The organism is Pseudorhodobacter aquimaris (genome assembly GCF_001202025.1).
GTDB classification, from domain to species: domain Bacteria; phylum Pseudomonadota; class Alphaproteobacteria; order Rhodobacterales; family Rhodobacteraceae; genus Pseudorhodobacter; species Pseudorhodobacter aquimaris.
The window spans coordinates 1-15,052 of record NZ_LGHS01000010.1; the positions used below are offsets into that span (position 1 = coordinate 1).

A 15,052-nucleotide genomic window follows, 5' to 3' on the forward strand; every position below is an offset into this window, starting at 1 on the left:
TCTGCGAGCTGATCAGCCATGAAATCCATCGGCCATGTCTCATTGGGTCTGTCAGGCACAGCCAATGGCTCGGGTTTATCACGCTTCAGGCGCTTCTTTGGCTTGATCCGCAGGTTCAGCTCCAGTTCACAGTAGATCCGGTAAACGCGTTTGTGGTTCCAGCCATAGCCTTGGACGTTGCGCAGATACAAAAAACATAGGCCAAAGCCCAGGTTCGCTTATTCTCGGTCAACCGTTCCAGCCAAGCGGCGATCTCCTCGTTCTCGTCGCTCAGGATTGGGCGTACCGGTAGCACGTCTCGCTGATCTCAAACGCACGGCAAGCCAACGCAATGCTGACCCCGTTCTGCGCGACCGCATTCATGGCCATCTCCCGCCTTCGAGATGGCTTCAGCGCTTTTTTCCAAGGGCTTCCTTCAGCAAGTCGTTTTGCATGCTCATTTCGGCATACATGCGCTTCAGGCGGCGGTTCTCCTCCGCCATATCCTTCATCTCTGAAATCAATGACGCATCCATGCCGCCGAACTTCGCCCGCCATTTATAAAAACTTGCGCTGCTCATTCCATGCTCCCGGCAAAGCTCAGAAACCGGAACACCGCCCTCCGCTTGCTTCAACACCGCCATGATCTGCGCGTCGCTGTATCGTCCATTCTTCATCGTAAATCTCCTCAGATATCTTGCCGAGAAAATTCTACTTTTGAACACCACTAATTTTAGGGGGGATTACCCGATGGTCAGTCGGGTTTTGGCGGATTTTCTTTTTGGGCGGGTGCCGTCTTTGCCAGATAGTCATCCAGTGCTTTGGTGCCAAATTGGCGCAGCGCCTCCCCGGCCAGAACCACAGCCACAGTGGAGAGTTCCGAAGACAAGCTGTGTTTGGATGCGGGGGCGGGCTGGGGCGCGGGCTTTTGCGACTTGGGCTTTTTTAAGAAGCCCCAGAACAGGATTGCCGCAACACCGGCGCCGATGGCTGCCATGGTTTTGGGACGTGAAGTTAGCTTTGCAGCGCCCTCTTTGGACTTGGCAACCACATCCGTATCCAGCAGCTGTTGCGGGATCAGTCTTGCGGACAGGGTAGAGATGGTCCTGCCAAGCGCTTGGGTTTCTGATGTGCGCAGTGCCTCCAGTTGATCGCGGCTCATGGCGTATCCTTTGATTTGGCGGCCTGTGTTACGGTGTCGATATCTTCACGTAGACGGGCAAAGATGCGTGCAGGCAGGCCGGTTACATGCCGCACCATGGCCTGCGCCCGCAAAAGCGCCACCAAGCCGAGAACCAAAAGCAGGGCGCCCGCAACAAATTGCGCCACCCAAGGCGGCAACCCCAAGGCGATCAGCGCGCTGGCAAAGGACATTCCCAACAACAGAAGGGATACCAAGGCCAAAAGAACCGCCAGACAGCAGAAAACGGCGGCCATGACCGCCGCCCTTTTCGCGGACTGGATATCCATGCGCAGCAAGCCTGTCTCGGCCGCGAAGATGCGGCCAAGGTGATCTTTGGCCTGACCGAGCAACTTACCGACCGGCGGCGTATTTTCGTCAGGCGTCATCATTCAGCCTTTGAATCAGCACCGTCGGTTTTGGCTTCGCTGCGCAGCACGCGGGTCAGGGCATAACCTGCCAGTGCAACACCCGTCACAAAGAGGGCGGGGTGGTCCTTGGCAAAGGTCTTGGTGCGCGCGGCAATGTCGCTGAACGAGGTTTCGCGCAGGGCCGCAGTGGCTTGCTCTACGTTTTCGGCCAAGACGGCGCGGGCTTGGTCAACATGGCTTTGCGCCTCGGCGGCACCGGCCTCGGCCATAGCCTTGGCTTTTTCGGTGGCGGACTCCACGGCGGCTTTGCCCTGTGCGGCGACCTCTTCGGCTGTGGCCTTACCACTGTTGATTATATCGGATGCATTTTGATTGTGCTTTGTCATTTCAGTCTCCATTGTTGATGTTGTGCTCAGGGCAGGGGTTTGAACACGTCTGCGACCCTATTTCCGCGCCCGTGGCCCGAAAAAGAACCAGATGATAAAGCCCAGAATCGGCGCAAAGATAACCAAGAGCGCCCATAGCACCTTGCGGCCCATAGACGCGTTTGATCCTGCGATGGCCATCAATGCCCAGATGTCCAGCACCAAGACAATCAATCCGCCGATGCCGGAAAATTCAAACATGTTCAACTCTGTCATTCGGATCTCCTGTAGGATTTCACGGGACAAACGCCTATATCGCCTCTTGGTTCCCGCGTTGGCGGGCATAATTTATCGGGAACCGCCGAAACAGGCGCCGCGTTGTTACCCTATCTGAAGAAGCAATATCTGAAGACGCAATGGTTTTGCACATGAAGGAGATGACACATGCTAGGCTGGGCCCTTACTTTTCTGGTTGTCGCGCTTATTGCGGCGGCCCTTGGATTTGGTGGTATCGCGGGCGCTTCCGCAGGGATCGCCAAGATTCTGTTCTTTATCTTTATCGTTTTGTTCGTGGTGGCGATGGTCGCCCGTGCACTCAAAGGCCGACCGCCAATGTGACGGCTAAACATAGCTGGGAACCAAAGTATATGCGCCCCGATCCGTGTGATCGGGGCGTTCGTATTTGGAGCAGCGTACGGATGGTTTCAAATATATTAACGGAACCGGCACAGGTTGTCGTGCAAACCTTATGACCGGAGCATTGCCCATGTCTGACCAATCCGCACGCTTGTCACTACCCTATCTGGCCCCCTCGCAGGCGCAAAAGCACGTCACCCATAACGAGGCCCTGAAAATTCTGGATCTGTTGGTGCAGCCGACCGTTCAGGCCTTTGGCGCGGTTACGCCGCCTGTCTCCCCGTTGGTGGGGCAGGTGTGGTCATTGGGTGCGGGACCGACCGGGGACTGGGCTGATCAGCCAGAGATGCTCGCAGCCTGGAATGGTGATGCGTGGCTGTTCTTGGCCCCGCAGGAAGGCTGGCAGTTTCTTGATGTCTCTGATGGCAGTCTCTGGCGCTTTGGCGTGTCCGGCTGGGCGCGACTTGCCCCGACAGAGTTGGAGAACCTGACGGGGGTCGGTATCAACACCGGTTCCGATCCAACAAACCGGCTTTCGGTTGCCTCGGCGGCCACGCTTTTGACGCATGAAGGGGCGGGGCATCAGCTTAAGATCAATAAATCGGATGCATTGGATACTGCCAGTCTGTTGTTTCAAACCGATTGGTTTGGACGGGCCGAGATGGGCACGGCAGGGAGTGATGATTTTTCAATCAAGGTCAGCCCGGATGGCGCAAGCTGGATCAATGCGCTGAGCATTGGCGCCAGCACCGGCCTGCTGACCGGTGCAGCAATCACCGAAACGCAAACCGATGCCCGCGCAGGCCGCCTGCTAACGGTCGGAAGTTTCGGGCTTGGGTCCGTCAGCCTGCCGATTGTTGTGGATGCTGATGTCGCGTCCACGCCAAGCGGAACCTATGGCACCAATGGCACCACCGTCGGCACATTGCCTGCGGGCGGTCCTGACGGTATTTTGCACCATACGACGCTTGCGGTGGGCACCTCTATGCAACGTTGGCAAAGCGCGTTGAGCGATACGATGTATCACCGCAGTTATCGCAGCGGCGCCTGGACGGTTTGGGCCAAGATTCATGATGCGACCAATACAACCGTGGATAGCAACGGGTTCATCAAGGCCGCCTCACCGATCTTGCGTTTGTATGATGATCATATCGAGGACCCCGTAGAGCCGGTGCCAGCCATATTCACCCGTGTGGGCAGGGGGCATTACAAGCTTGTGGGGGTACAAGAGCTTGCTGATCAGGGCTGGCAGATCGAGGTGCCGCAGGATGAAAACGGCAACCGGCTGGTTTTTGTGCAGACAAGCTATGACGCGGCGGCGCGAACCCTTGAGGTCAATACCAGCACAGTGGACTGGAAGTCGGGCTGGGTGGCTGGCAAGCCGGTGGATATTCCACAAGGCAGGTGGATCGATCTACGTTTTGCTTATGGTCCGGCTGACTAAGGCCCATGACTTAGGAAACCCGCCCTGGCAGAAAACGCCGGGCGGGGAAGGTCCACTTGGAGGAGTGGTTCCGTGCAACGCCGCAAGGTTGAGGGTCAGCCGTTGGGCATCGCAAGGCTTAGCATACGGCCACTTTTCTTATAGCGGACCTCGGTGGTCGTGATGGCGGCAACCGTGCCGCCATCCAGACGGTCGCCAACCCGAACCTTTTGATAGCGACCCGAAGACGTACGGATCAAGGCATAACGCGCTTTGCTAGAGCCATAGATCCCGATCAGATTGGTCTTTGACAGGTTGATCGCATTCTTGAACGTGGCCTGCTGGGCAACACTTGCGCGTGTCGGAATGCGGGGGGCAGCAGAGGCTTTCACCTCTGGCTCATCCTGTTCCTCGGGGTCGGCGCTGCGTTGCAGTGCGGCTTGGCTGGTTTCGCGCGCGGCGGAAGAAACGGCAGCCGCTATCGCCTCAGAAAAATCACTTGGCCTTGCTGCGGGGCGGGGCGACATGGCGACCCTTAGCAGGTTATCTTGGGGCGCGGCGCTGCTGGCGGTAAGGGATGCGCCAGCGGCGGAATTCCGTGCGATTTCGGCGGCGGTAAGGACCGGCTCAGGGCGCTCAGGCGGGCGGAGGGATGCGATTTGTGCAAGGCTCGGATCGCTTGCGGGGAGTGACGCATCGTCCTGTGGCGAGGCGGGATCGGCAGCAGGTACTGCATCAAGTGCGGCTGGACGGCTGCGCGGCTTGCGGCTCTCGACATCTTGGTCTGGCCGGAATGTGCCGTCAGCGGGTGGCTGTTCCGTGCCCGATGCGCTTGCGGTTGTGGCCGCGTCACTGGCGGCGGCAGGTTCTGGTGTCGCGCGGGCGGGGGGAACAACAGGTGGGCGCGCTGCAATCAGCCAGAATCCTTCGGGCATGATCACCCCATTCGGAGTGGCAATGATATCACCGTTCTCATCAAAGGTATATTCGGTGCCAAAGGGGGGCGGTGGCATGGCAGGATCGGGTGCGCCATCCGGGCGTGCCCGAGGGAGCGGTTTGGCAACCGGGTCAAAGGCCGGGGGGCGCAGGTCGGTGCCTGCCAGCATGATTTCGTCTTGCGGGCCTGCCACCGGTCCTTCGGTTTGCGCCTCGACCTCACTTGTGGCGGTGATTTCCGGGGCGGGCTCGGGAGGGTCGTCTGATGGTGGGGCTGTCTCGACAATGCGGTCCTCGACGGGGGGCTCCTCAACAGTAGCCTCCTCGACAGGGGCTTGGGGTTCGGACGCCTCGGCAATCTGGGTTTGCTCTGCTTGGGGGGTATCGCGCGATAGATAGACCGAGGACCACGCCGCGACCGAGGCCAGCACGGCCAGCAGAACCAATGTCAGAATCAACCCGAGAAATCGCGGTTTGCCACGGCGCATTGCAAGCTTGGCACCCATTTCGCCCATGCCATTATCACCGGCGGCTGCGGTATTTTGCGTATTGGCTGCGTCTTCGGAAACCTTGGACTTGAAGCGGGACAATGCCTCTGCCTTGCTGGGTACGCTTGCAACCTTGGTTGTCGCAGCGGGCTTTTTGCCAGAGGTTGCTGTTGGCAGCTGCGGCTTGGCGCCCTGTGCAAAAGGAGAGGTTCCGTTCAGCGGCTTTGGCGCTGTTTTAGGGGCATCGGATGCTGTGGTGACTTTTGGCGCATCCACCTTTGGGGGTGTTTCTGGGGGAACCGGTGCCGCAGGTCCAATAGCTGCTGGCAGCTGTTTGATTTCGGCAGTTTGCGCCGTTGCGGGTGCCTCTGGCCCCTGAACCGGCCGGGGGGCTTGCTGTGAGGGTGCTTCGGTCGCGGGTTTGGGATCGGGCGCAGGACCTGCCTTTGTGGCGTCCGGCTTGGTCTGATCGGATTCAGGCACAGGCGGCTTGGCTGCCTCTGGCGGTTTTGGTTCGGCTTTGATCACATCCGACTTGGGCTTGTTAGACGGGGCTTTGTCGGGATGAGGTTGGCCGGGTTTGGCCTGATCCTTTGTCTTTGGCTTGGTGGCAGGGGCGCTCTTTGCCACAAGCGGTGGTTCGGCCGCGGCAACCGGTTCAACTGTCTGGCTTGGCGCGGGGGATGTGGCGGGGGCATCCGCCTTAACCGGTGACGTCTCTGCTGTCGGGGCAGGGTCTGGCGCTGGCTTGGGCTCTGTTGCCTGTGGTGGCGTGTCAGGCTCTGGTTTGCTGTCTGCCGCCGCCTTTTGCGCAATCGGGGCAGCGGCCGCCGCGGCGATGGCGCGCTGACGGTCTGCCTCGGCCTGTGCGGCGAGGGCTTTTTCGCGATCCTTATGTGCCAGCTTGGCCTTTTCCGCCTCTTCGACCAGACGCTTTGCCTCGGCCTGCGCCAGTTGTTGTGCACGCAATTCGCGTTCGGCCTTGGCGGCTTCGATCTTGCGCAGAGCCTCTTCGTCGGCTTTGAGTGTGGCATCCGAAACGCTGTCGGTGACAGAAACCGGGTTCTGATCGCGCTCCACGTTTTCGCCTTCGGGCAAAAGCGCCGCAGAGAGAGCGGTCGGGCCGAACCAAGGCTCTCCGTTGAACTGGCCTGCGCCGGGGATAGTGACGAATGACACGGGATTAAGCCGGTGGGCTGTGGCAAAGGACTCGGCCTCATCCAGCGTTTCACGTGCGACGACGGCGACCTGAACCTCGGGGCCGGTGCCGGACCAGTCGAATACCAGATCGTCCACATCATAGGGTGTCAGCCCCTCAAGCCCCATGCGGATCTGGGCCTTGCGCGCGGCATCATCAGGGCCGGGGGCTTCGATCAAGGTGTAGAGGATCTGTGATGGCGGCAAGACCAGTTTTGTTGTGATCCCATGCGGGGCAAGCCCCACAGCCGAAGATCGCAGATAGCCGATCGCCCCCCCAAGATCAGAGGTCTCAAAGTCAACGGACCCCACCTCCATCCAGCCGCGTGCAGTGCGGTGCAGCAGGCTTGCGGCATCATCGGTAATGTTCAGGGCAAAATTTGGTTTCATTGCACGGATCTAGCACAAAAGGAAAAGCTGCGGGTAGCCCCGCCTCTAGGTTACCCCTTTGTTACAGCAGGTTTCTGCTGAGTGAAAGAAAAAGCCCCCGGATTTGATATTAAATAAGCCCAAATCCGCCTAGAATTCGCATATTGGTTATGTAATCAGTTCAATGTTTGGCACAAACTCTTGGAGAATCCGCAATGCGAACCCACAACATTCTGACCTTTGCCGCGCTTTTGGCTTTCGCTGTGCCTGCGGTGTCGGCACCGCTGTGCGCGCAAGAGATTTCGGCAGGGCACATGGCGCAAATTTCGGTCACAGGCGAAGGTGTGGTGATGGCTGCACCCGATATGGCGACTGTGACCCTTGGCGTGACAAGCTCGGATAAAACCGCAAAACTGGCGATGGATGCGAATAGTGCGGCTCTTGCCGAGGTGTTAAAAGACCTCAAAGCGGCGGGAATTAAGTCGGCAGATATACAAACCTCGGGGCTGTCACTTCAGCCCGAATGGGATAGCAATAGTGCAGGCAATGGCAGAACCATTGGGGGGTACACCGCGCGTAACCGGCTGACGGTACAGGTGCGCGCGCTTGATAATCTGGGTGCCGTGCTGGATGCAGCGGTCAAGGACGGGGCGAATACGTTGGACGGTGTAGAGTTCGGCGTGGCAGAGCCGGGCCCGCTGCTTGATGCCGCCCGCGTGCGTGCGGTCGGGAACGCCCGCAAGCGTGCCGAGGTGATCACAAGCGCCGCCGGTGTGCGCCTTGGCCAGATCTCCTCGATCACCGAAGGGGGGGGGGATTATCAGCCTCCGCGCGGTGCCATGTTTGCCCGCGCCGAGATGGACAGCGTTCCGGTCGAGGCCGGACAGATCAGCTTTGCCATCAATGTCAATATTTCGTGGCATCTGGCCCAGTAAAACGGTGCCGATAACGGGTGAATGATCCCCCTGCCGCGTAAATCTGCGACAGGGGGATGACAGCTTAGCCCTTGGCCAATGCCTGTTCCAGATCGGCGATGATATCGGCCGGATCCTCAATCCCGATGGACAGGCGCAGGGTATCAGGCGATGCCCCTGCCGCGACCAGTTGTTCTGGTGAAAGCTGGCGGTGCGTGGTCGATGCCGGATGGATAACAAGGCTGCGCGTGTCGCCCAGGTTTGCGACATGGCTGAACAGTTCCAGATCGGAAACCAGCTTGACGCAGGCCTCATATCCCGCCTTCAGCGATACGGTAAACAGGCCGCCTGCGCCCTTGGGGCAAACACTTGCCACCCGCGCCTTGTAGGGGGAGCTGTCAAGCCCGGCATAGGTGACCTTGGAGACCTTGGGGTGCTTTTCTAGCCATTCCGCGACTTTTTGTGCGTTCTCCACATGGCGGGCCATGCGCAGGGACAGGGTCTCGATCCCCATCAGCGTGTAATGCGCCGCTTGGGGGTTCATCGTCATGCCCAGATCACGCAGACCGATGGCGATGGAGTGGAAGGTGAAGGCCATGCCGCCCAACGCCTCATGAAAGTTCAGACCATGATAGGCGGGTTCCGGCTCTGACAGGCTGGGGAATTTGCCTGATGCGGACCAGTCGAAATTGCCGCTGTCGACGACGCAGCCACCCATAACGGTGCCATTGCCGGTCAGGTATTTCGTGGTGGAATGGACAACCAGCGTCGCCCCCAGTGCGATCGGATTGCACAGATATGGCGTGGCGGTGGTGTTATCGACGATCAGGGGAAGGCCGACCTTATTGGCCAAGGCCGCCACCGCAGGGATATCAGTGATATAGCCGCCGGGGTTGGCAATGCTCTCACAGAAAATGGCGCGGGTGTTTTCGTCGACGGCGGCCTCTACGGCTTCCAGATCATCGAAATCGACGAATTTCGCGGACCAGCCGAATTTGCGGATGGTATTGGTGAACTGCTGGATCGTGCCGCCATAAAGCCGGGTCGAGGCAACAACATTGGAGCCGGGCTGCATCAGCGGAAAAAGTGCCATCAACTGTGCCGCATGACCCGAAGAGCAGCAAACAGCCCCCACACCGCCCTCAAGCGCCGCGATACGTTCCGCGAGGGCAGAAACCGTCGGGTTGGTCAGGCGCGAATAGATGTTGCCAACCTCGGACAGGTTGAAAAGCGCCGCCGCATGATCGGCATCACGAAACACATAGGCGGTGGTTTGATAGATCGGGATCTGGCGCGCTCCCGTTGCCGGATCAGGCCGCGCGCCTGCGTGGATCTGCAAGGTATCAAAGCCGAGTTTAGGTGCGTCTGTCATTATCTTTTCCCGTTTCAATTGTCCCAAAGGGTTCGCGCGACGTTATGCCAAAGTGATGGACGGCACAATTACGGGTTTTTCTTGCATCAGCAACCTTGAACCGGCGGGAAAGAGCCTGCCCGAAAACCAATGTTTGCCAGGTTTTCGAGCGGTCGCTAATCAGGTGCAATCGAAGAAATAGGAGAATCCCATGCACCGCCGCGCTGTTTGCCTCGGGCTTGTTGCCTTGTTGTCCGCCTGTGGTGAGGGGCGTAGTGCGCCGGATATGGGTAACTTCACCCCCCCACTGCATGCGAACGAGACGCCGGAACTGCGGCGTTTGATCAACAAATATGCCGACCTCTATGAGGTGCCGCGCGGCCTTGTACACCGCGTTATCATCCGCGAGAGCCATCACCGTCCGGCTGCGCGCAACGGCCCCTATTACGGTTTGATGCAGATCTTGCCGCAAACCGCCCGTGGCATGGGATATAAAGGGGCGGATCAAGGGTTGCTCGATGCCGAAACCAACCTGAAATATGCGGTGAAATACCTTCGCGGCGCGTGGCTTTTGGCGGATGGGAGTCAGGATACAGCGATGAAATGGTATGCGCGTGGCTATTACTATGAGGCCAAGCGCCGGGGCATGTTGGTCGAAACCGGTCTGCGCAGCTAGGCCCCTTCCCAATTTCACCCAAGCACCCTATAACGCGGGCAATCAAAACGCCAGTATCGGAGCGTCCCTATGCGTAAGGCCAGCCTGACCCGCGACACCAATGAAACCAAGATTAAAGTGGCGATCAATCTGGATGGAACCGGGCAATCCGATATCCAGACCGGCGTCGGCTTTTTTGACCATATGCTGGACCAGCTTGCCCGCCATTCGATGATTGATATCACGGTTCTGGCCTCGGGTGATCTGCATATCGATGATCACCACACGGTTGAGGATTGCGGCATTGCGCTGGGCCAGGCCCTTGTGCAGGCGCTGGGCAACAAGCGTGGCATCCGGCGCTACGGGCATTTTGCGCTGGCGATGGATGATACGCAGGTTCGCTGCGCGCTTGACCTTTCGGCACGGCCGTTTCTGGTTTGGAACATGCCGTTTCCGACCGACAAGATCGGCACATTTGATACCGAGCTGGTGCGGGAGTTCTTTCAGGCGCTGTCCACCCATGGCGGCATCACCCTGCATGTCGATCTGGTTCACGGGTTCAACAGCCATCACATCGCCGAGGCAGGCTTCAAGGCTGTGGCCCGCGCGCTGCGTGATGCGGTCGAACCTGACCCGCGTCGCGCCGATATGATCCCCTCGACCAAAGGGTTGTTGTAAATGCTGACGGTTCTTGTCGATTACGATTCCGGGAACCTTCATTCCGCAGAAAAAGCCTTTCAGCGCATGGCGCGTGAGCTGGATGCGGGGGAGGTTCTGGTGTCCTCGCGGGCCGAGGATGTCGCCCGCGCAGACCGGATCGTGCTGCCGGGGGACGGGGCCTTTCCGGCCTGTCGCCGCGCCTTGGACAGCTATGAGGGCCTCTTTGACGCGATTGAGGAAGGGGTGACCCGCCGCGCCGTGCCTTTCCTCGGCATTTGCGTGGGCATGCAGATGATGGCAACCACGGGCCGCGAATATGAGGATACCGCCGGTTTTGACTGGATCGGTGGTGAGGTGGTGCCGATCACCCCCGATGATCCCGCGCTCAAAGTGCCGCATATGGGCTGGAACGACCTGATCGTGAACCAGCCGCATCCGGTGCTGGAAGGGGTGCAAACGGGGGATCACGCCTATTTCGTGCATTCCTACCATTTCCGCGTCGCCAACCCCGCGCACCGTTTGGCGCATGTCGACTACGGTGGCGAGATTACGGCCATCATCGGGCGCGACAATATGGTCGGCATGCAGTTTCATCCTGAAAAGAGCCAGGCCAACGGGCTGCGCCTGATCAGCAATTTCCTGCGCTGGGTGCCTTAGCCCGCCGCAAGCGCCCGTCAAGCACCAGCAGCCCCAGCGCGATCAACCCCATGCCGACCATATGGCGCGGGGCCAGCGTCTCACCCAGCACCAAGACCGCCAGCCCGATCGCGCTGACCGGGATCAGGAAGGTTACAAGCGCAAGGTTCACCGCCCCCGCGCTTGCCAACAGCCGGAAGTAAATCTGATAGGCCAGCGCCGTGGACAAAAGCGCCAACCCCAAGATCGCCGCAAGCGGAACCGCGCCGGGCAGGGGCAGCGTCCAGGGGCGGTCCAACAGCAACACCAAGGGCAGCATCATCAGGCTGGAGGCCGTGAGCATCCCGAAAGCGGTTGCTAGCGGCGGCACACCCAAGCGCTTGAACCTGCGCCCCCATACGCTTGCCAGCGCATAGCAAAGCGCGGCTCCAAGACAGGCCATTTGTGCCAGCACCGTGGCCGAGCCTGCCGTGAGGGCCGCCCCGCCCATCATCACCAGAACGCCGGCAAAGCCAAGCGCCAGCCCCAGCAATTTGGCCGGGCTTAGCCGCTCGTCCGAGGTCCAGATATGCGCCACAACCAGCGTAAACAGCGGCGTGGTGGCGTTCAGCACGGCGGCAAGGGCGCTGCCGATTTGCCCCTGTGCCAGCACGAAAAACGTAAAGGGCAGCGCATTATTCACCGCCCCCATGACCAAAAGCGCGCGCCACACCGGCCAGCCCTTGGGAAAGGCGGTGCCAGTTACCAACAGCACGCCCCCCAAGGCCACGGCGGCCAGCGACACCCGCAACAGCACAATCGTAAAGGCAGGCAGATGCCCCACGGCAAGCTGCACAAAAAAGAACGATCCACCCCAAAGCAGGGAAAGGGCGGCCAGCAGCAGCCAGTCAAAGCCGCTCATCTTCATCGCTTGGGTCATTTACGCACCTCCGGCCCCCAGCTAGCAGCAAAGGCGCTGCGCTAGCGACCCGTTTCTTGCGCCTATTTCACCCGCGCCCAGACCTGCTTTTTGCAAATCGGCCCGAAACAGCCCGCGACGTTCAATATATCGCCTGCAAGCGTCATCTTGGATTTGTACTCCTTGCCCGTTGACGGCTGCCAGATCCGCCCGCCGCTATAGGCCCCGCCGCCGTTGGGCGACATATCCCAAAGCAGCCGCTTGCCGATATTGGGGGATTTATATTCTCCCTTGTCGGTAAAGGTTCTGGTGATGACACCGCAAAGCTTGGTCCCGCAAGTGGCAATCTTGACATGGGCAAAGGCCCCCTCATCCGCTTGGGTTTTCCAGATACCCAAGACAGGGTCGGCTTGGGCCATACCTGCACCGCATATCAAGGCGGCGGCCAATATCAGCTGTTTCATGCTATTTCCCTCCCAAAGATAATCGCAGCTTTGCGAAAATTCGCGCAGCGATCAACTGTGACGCTGTGTCCTGCTCAATCGGGCCGCCGCATCTTGGCAAGCGCGCGTCCCTGTGCCAAACACCCGCTAACCTTAAAACACCGGAGCGCGTGATGATCCTTTACCCCGCAATCGACCTCAAAGATGGCCAATGTGTGCGCCTTCTGCGCGGCGAAATGGAGGCGGCGACCGTATTTGGCGATGATCCCGCAGCCCAGGCCAAAGCTTTTGAGGATGCCGGCTGTGAATGGCTGCACCTTGTGGACCTGAACGGCGCCTTTGCGGGCGAACCCGTCAATGGTGCCGCGGTTGAGGCGATTTTGGCGGCCGTCAGCGTGCCGTGCCAGCTTGGCGGCGGTATCCGCGATATGGCCACGATTGAGTCGTGGCTGTCCAAAGGGCTTGCACGGGTGATCCTTGGCACCGTGGCGGTCGAGAACCCGAGCCTTGTGCGCGAGGCGGCACTGGCCTTTCCCGGTCGGGTTGCCGTGGGGATCGATGCGCGCAATGGCCGTGTGGCGACCAAGGGCTGGGCGAATGAGACGGATGTGATGGTGACCGACCTTGCGCGCAGCTTTGAAGATGCGGGCGTGGCGGCGATCATCTATACCGACATCGACCGTGACGGCGCGATGCAAGGCCCGAATGTTCAGGCGACAGAGGCGCTTTCGCGTGCGATCAACATTCCGGTGATTGCCTCGGGGGGCGTGTCCTCGATGGCGGATCTGACGGCTTTGCGCGATACGCAGGTGATTTCGGGCGCTATTTCGGGCCGTGCGCTTTATGATGGCGCGATTGACCTTGCAACGGCGCTTGAAACGCTGAAACTTTAGACCCGAAGGCGAAGAACAGATGCTGAAAACCCGCATTATCCCCTGTCTCGATGTCGCGGATGGTCGCGTGGTCAAAGGCGTGAACTTTGTCGGGCTGCGTGATGCGGGCGATCCGGTCGCGGCGGCGCGCGCCTATGATGCGGCCGGCGCGGATGAGCTGTGCTTTCTGGATATCCACGCCACCCATGAAAACCGTGGCACGATGTTCGATCTGGTGACGCGTACGGCAGAGCAATGTTTCATGCCGCTGACGGTGGGCGGCGGGGTGCGCACGCATCAGGATGTGCGCGCGCTGTTGTTGGCGGGTGCGGATAAGGTCTCGTTCAACTCGGCTGCGGTGGCCAATCCCGATGTGGTGGCCGAGGCGGCGGACCGCTTTGGCGCGCAATGTATCGTGGTGGCGATTGATGCCAAAACTGTATCCCCCGGCAAATGGGAGATTTTCACCCATGGCGGGCGCAAACCCACCGGCATTGACGCGGTGGAATTCGCGCGTACCGTTGCGGCCAAGGGCGCGGGGGAGATCCTGCTGACCTCGATGGACCGGGACGGCACGCGGGCGGGGTTCAACCTGCCCCTGACGCGCGCAATCTCGGATGCGGTTTCGGTGCCGGTGATTGCCAGTGGAGGGGTGGGCACCCTTGACCACCTTGTCGAAGGGGTGACCCAAGGCGGGGCCTCGGCGGTGCTGGCCGCCTCGATCTTTCACTTTGGTGAATATACGATCGGAGAGGCCAAGGCTCATATGGCCGCCGCCGGCATTCCCATGCGTTTGACCTGACAGGAGCCTGTACATGACCGCGTTGAACCGCCTTTCCGACACCATCGCCGCCCGCAAGGGGGCCGATCCCGAAAGCTCCTGGACGGCCAAGCTGTTGGCCAAAGGCCCCGAGAAATGCGCCGAGAAATTCGGCGAGGAAGCCGTCGAGGCGATCATCGAGGCGGTCAAGGGCGACCGCGCGCGGCTGACCTCAGAGGCGGCGGATGTGATCTATCACCTGCTGGTCATGCTGGCGGCCCGCGATGTCACCCTGGCCGATGTCGAGGCAGAGCTGGCCCGCCGTGAGGGCACATCCGGCATTGCCGAAAAGGCAGCGCGCTAAAGCCCCAGTCGCGGCCATTCAATCGCAGGGCAGCGGTTCTGCACCATAAAGGCATTGGCCGCGCGCGCCAGTTCTGCCCCCTTGTCACTGTACACGCCCAGTTGCAGCCAGACGGTGCGCAGATGCGGCAGATGGGCCACGGCCTCGGTCACCACGGCTTCGACGGCATCGGATTTGCGAAACACATCCACCATATCCACCGCCGCGCTGGCCGGGATATCGGCAAGGCTGGCATAGACCCGCTGACCCAAAAGCTCTTTACCCGCATGGCCGGGATTGACGGGGATCACCCGTTTGCCCTTTGACAGCAAGAACTGCATCACATGGTGGCTGGGGCGGTCGGGGTTCATCGAGGCGCCGACCATGGCAATCACGCGGGCTTCTTGCAATATCTGTCGCAGCTGTGCATCCGATGGCATGTCCATCTCCCTTATGTCAAAAAAAGCGCCCGTACCAAAAGGCCGGGCGCAAGTCGTGGAACGAGGGACAGTAAAACCGCATCAGGTGTTCCGGCCTGTTGCTCTGATACTGATATGGGTGCCCTCGCCGCGAAAA

At 60.0% G+C, this 15,052-nt stretch carries 18 protein-coding genes and 1 pseudogene; 9 read left to right on the forward strand and 10 right to left on the reverse strand.

Going from position 1 to position 15,052, the window contains the following annotated elements:
* The 5 genes and pseudogenes from AKU94_RS18840 to AKU94_RS01195 form a co-directional block, all read right to left on the reverse strand.
* Positions 1 to 656: pseudogene (locus tag AKU94_RS18840) on the reverse strand (transposase); the annotation flags it as partial.
* Positions 657 to 733: 77 nt separating this feature from the next.
* Entirely contained in the window at positions 734 to 1,141 is a 408-nt protein-coding gene (locus AKU94_RS01180; RefSeq protein WP_050525531.1) for a hypothetical protein, read from the reverse strand.
* Complete coding sequence (locus AKU94_RS01185) at positions 1,138 to 1,551, reverse strand: phage holin family protein (protein ID WP_083444873.1); 414 nt, start codon at positions 1,549 to 1,551, stop codon at positions 1,138 to 1,140. The genes AKU94_RS01180 and AKU94_RS01185 overlap by 4 nt, the downstream gene beginning before the upstream one ends.
* The gene (locus AKU94_RS01190) at positions 1,548 to 1,916 is read right to left on the reverse strand and encodes a hypothetical protein (RefSeq protein WP_050525533.1); all 369 of its coding nucleotides are present in this window, start codon (positions 1,914 to 1,916) and stop codon (positions 1,548 to 1,550) included. Before AKU94_RS01190 ends, AKU94_RS01185 begins: the two co-directional genes overlap by 4 nt.
* Before the next feature lie 57 nt (positions 1,917 to 1,973).
* Entirely contained in the window at positions 1,974 to 2,171 is a 198-nt protein-coding gene (locus AKU94_RS01195; protein WP_232295642.1) for a PLD nuclease N-terminal domain-containing protein, read from the reverse strand.
* Positions 2,172 to 2,339: 168 nt separating this feature from the next.
* Between AKU94_RS01195 and AKU94_RS18845 the strand changes: the two genes are divergently transcribed.
* Positions 2,340 to 2,513 carry a DUF1328 domain-containing protein gene (locus AKU94_RS18845; RefSeq protein ID WP_083444874.1) on the forward strand — a complete coding sequence of 58 codons (174 nt, stop codon included), beginning with the start codon at positions 2,340 to 2,342 and terminating at the stop codon, positions 2,511 to 2,513.
* A 148-nt stretch (positions 2,514 to 2,661) separates the two neighbouring features.
* Entirely contained in the window at positions 2,662 to 3,975 is a 1,314-nt protein-coding gene (locus AKU94_RS01200) for a DUF2793 domain-containing protein (RefSeq protein WP_050525535.1), read from the forward strand.
* 95 nt (positions 3,976 to 4,070) lie between these two features.
* Here the strand turns inward: AKU94_RS01200 and AKU94_RS01205 are convergent, their stop codons facing one another.
* Positions 4,071 to 6,965: a hypothetical protein gene (locus AKU94_RS01205; RefSeq protein ID WP_050525536.1), complete on the reverse strand. Its 2,895-nt coding sequence runs from the start codon at positions 6,963 to 6,965 to the stop codon at positions 4,071 to 4,073.
* A gap of 194 nt (positions 6,966 to 7,159) precedes the next feature.
* On the opposite strand from AKU94_RS01205, the gene AKU94_RS01210 reads away from it, so the two are divergent.
* On the forward strand, positions 7,160 to 7,879 hold the full coding sequence (locus AKU94_RS01210) for an SIMPL domain-containing protein (protein ID WP_050525537.1): 720 nt from the start codon (positions 7,160 to 7,162) through the stop codon (positions 7,877 to 7,879).
* Between the two features lie 64 nt (positions 7,880 to 7,943).
* On the opposite strand, the gene AKU94_RS01215 is transcribed toward AKU94_RS01210, so the two are convergent.
* Complete coding sequence (locus tag AKU94_RS01215) at positions 7,944 to 9,230, reverse strand: O-acetylhomoserine aminocarboxypropyltransferase/cysteine synthase family protein (protein ID WP_050525538.1); 1,287 nt, start codon at positions 9,228 to 9,230, stop codon at positions 7,944 to 7,946.
* A gap of 190 nt (positions 9,231 to 9,420) precedes the next feature.
* On the opposite strand from AKU94_RS01215, the gene AKU94_RS01220 reads away from it, so the two are divergent.
* The 3 genes from AKU94_RS01220 (at position 9,421) to hisH (ending at position 11,181) form a co-directional block, all read left to right on the forward strand.
* Positions 9,421 to 9,885 carry a lytic transglycosylase domain-containing protein gene (locus AKU94_RS01220; RefSeq protein ID WP_050525539.1) on the forward strand — a complete coding sequence of 155 codons (465 nt, stop codon included), beginning with the start codon at positions 9,421 to 9,423 and terminating at the stop codon, positions 9,883 to 9,885.
* A 69-nt stretch (positions 9,886 to 9,954) separates the two neighbouring features.
* Complete coding sequence (gene hisB / locus AKU94_RS01225; RefSeq protein WP_050525540.1) at positions 9,955 to 10,542, forward strand: imidazoleglycerol-phosphate dehydratase HisB; 588 nt, start codon at positions 9,955 to 9,957, stop codon at positions 10,540 to 10,542.
* Entirely contained in the window at positions 10,543 to 11,181 is a 639-nt protein-coding gene (gene hisH / locus AKU94_RS01230) for an imidazole glycerol phosphate synthase subunit HisH (protein ID WP_050525541.1), read from the forward strand. It begins immediately after the preceding gene.
* Here hisH and AKU94_RS01235 read toward each other — a convergent pair.
* On the reverse strand, positions 11,153 to 12,079 hold the full coding sequence (locus AKU94_RS01235; RefSeq protein ID WP_050525542.1) for a DMT family transporter: 927 nt from the start codon (positions 12,077 to 12,079) through the stop codon (positions 11,153 to 11,155). The two genes, hisH and AKU94_RS01235, sit on opposite strands and share 29 nt — an antisense overlap.
* Before the next feature lie 62 nt (positions 12,080 to 12,141).
* Positions 12,142 to 12,522, reverse strand: a complete 381-nt coding sequence (locus AKU94_RS01240) for a DUF2147 domain-containing protein (RefSeq protein ID WP_050525543.1) — start codon at positions 12,520 to 12,522, stop codon at positions 12,142 to 12,144.
* Between the two features lie 152 nt (positions 12,523 to 12,674).
* On the opposite strand from AKU94_RS01240, the gene hisA reads away from it, so the two are divergent.
* From hisA to AKU94_RS01255, 3 genes are read left to right on the forward strand one after another with little or no spacing between them, the layout of a single operon-like run.
* Positions 12,675 to 13,394 carry a 1-(5-phosphoribosyl)-5-[(5-phosphoribosylamino)methylideneamino]imidazole-4-carboxamide isomerase gene (gene hisA / locus AKU94_RS01245; protein ID WP_050525544.1) on the forward strand — a complete coding sequence of 240 codons (720 nt, stop codon included), beginning with the start codon at positions 12,675 to 12,677 and terminating at the stop codon, positions 13,392 to 13,394.
* A 19-nt stretch (positions 13,395 to 13,413) separates the two neighbouring features.
* A complete protein-coding gene (gene hisF, locus AKU94_RS01250; RefSeq protein ID WP_050525545.1) occupies positions 13,414 to 14,175 on the forward strand; it encodes an imidazole glycerol phosphate synthase subunit HisF in 762 nt (253 codons plus the stop codon).
* Positions 14,176 to 14,188: 13 nt separating this feature from the next.
* The gene (locus AKU94_RS01255) at positions 14,189 to 14,497 is read left to right on the forward strand and encodes a phosphoribosyl-ATP diphosphatase (protein ID WP_050525546.1); all 309 of its coding nucleotides are present in this window, start codon (positions 14,189 to 14,191) and stop codon (positions 14,495 to 14,497) included.
* Here the strand turns inward: AKU94_RS01255 and AKU94_RS01260 are convergent.
* Entirely contained in the window at positions 14,494 to 14,916 is a 423-nt protein-coding gene (locus tag AKU94_RS01260; RefSeq protein WP_050525547.1) for a CoA-binding protein, read from the reverse strand. The genes AKU94_RS01255 and AKU94_RS01260 overlap by 4 nt on opposite strands.
* Between the last annotated feature and the right edge of the window lie 136 nt (positions 14,917 to 15,052).

Bases quoted from the DNA above. Each gene is read 5' to 3' on its own strand.
- AKU94_RS01235 (WP_050525542.1), bottom strand. From the start codon at position 12,079: ATGACCCAAGCGATGAAGATGAGCGGCTTTGACTGGCTGCTGCTGGCC.
- AKU94_RS01240 (WP_050525543.1), bottom strand. From the start codon at position 12,522: ATGAAACAGCTGATATTGGCCGCCGCCTTGATATGCGGTGCAGGTATG.
- hisH (WP_050525541.1), top strand. From the start codon at position 10,543: ATGCTGACGGTTCTTGTCGATTACGATTCCGGGAACCTTCATTCCGCA.
- AKU94_RS01185 (WP_083444873.1), bottom strand. From the start codon at position 1,551: ATGATGACGCCTGACGAAAATACGCCGCCGGTCGGTAAGTTGCTCGGT.
- AKU94_RS01210 (WP_050525537.1), top strand. From the start codon at position 7,160: ATGCGAACCCACAACATTCTGACCTTTGCCGCGCTTTTGGCTTTCGCT.
- AKU94_RS01260 (WP_050525547.1), bottom strand. From the start codon at position 14,916: ATGCCATCGGATGCACAGCTGCGACAGATATTGCAAGAAGCCCGCGTG.
- hisA (WP_050525544.1), top strand. From the start codon at position 12,675: ATGATCCTTTACCCCGCAATCGACCTCAAAGATGGCCAATGTGTGCGC.
- hisF (WP_050525545.1), top strand. From the start codon at position 13,414: ATGCTGAAAACCCGCATTATCCCCTGTCTCGATGTCGCGGATGGTCGC.
- AKU94_RS01190 (WP_050525533.1), bottom strand. From the start codon at position 1,916: ATGACAAAGCACAATCAAAATGCATCCGATATAATCAACAGTGGTAAG.
- hisB (WP_050525540.1), top strand. From the start codon at position 9,955: ATGCGTAAGGCCAGCCTGACCCGCGACACCAATGAAACCAAGATTAAA.
- AKU94_RS18845 (WP_083444874.1), top strand. From the start codon at position 2,340: ATGCTAGGCTGGGCCCTTACTTTTCTGGTTGTCGCGCTTATTGCGGCG.
- AKU94_RS01180 (WP_050525531.1), bottom strand. From the start codon at position 1,141: ATGAGCCGCGATCAACTGGAGGCACTGCGCACATCAGAAACCCAAGCG.
- AKU94_RS01195 (WP_232295642.1), bottom strand. From the start codon at position 2,171: ATGACAGAGTTGAACATGTTTGAATTTTCCGGCATCGGCGGATTGATT.
- AKU94_RS01220 (WP_050525539.1), top strand. From the start codon at position 9,421: ATGCACCGCCGCGCTGTTTGCCTCGGGCTTGTTGCCTTGTTGTCCGCC.
- AKU94_RS01255 (WP_050525546.1), top strand. From the start codon at position 14,189: ATGACCGCGTTGAACCGCCTTTCCGACACCATCGCCGCCCGCAAGGGG.
- AKU94_RS01205 (WP_050525536.1), bottom strand. From the start codon at position 6,965: ATGAAACCAAATTTTGCCCTGAACATTACCGATGATGCCGCAAGCCTG.
- AKU94_RS01215 (WP_050525538.1), bottom strand. From the start codon at position 9,230: ATGACAGACGCACCTAAACTCGGCTTTGATACCTTGCAGATCCACGCA.
- AKU94_RS01200 (WP_050525535.1), top strand. From the start codon at position 2,662: ATGTCTGACCAATCCGCACGCTTGTCACTACCCTATCTGGCCCCCTCG.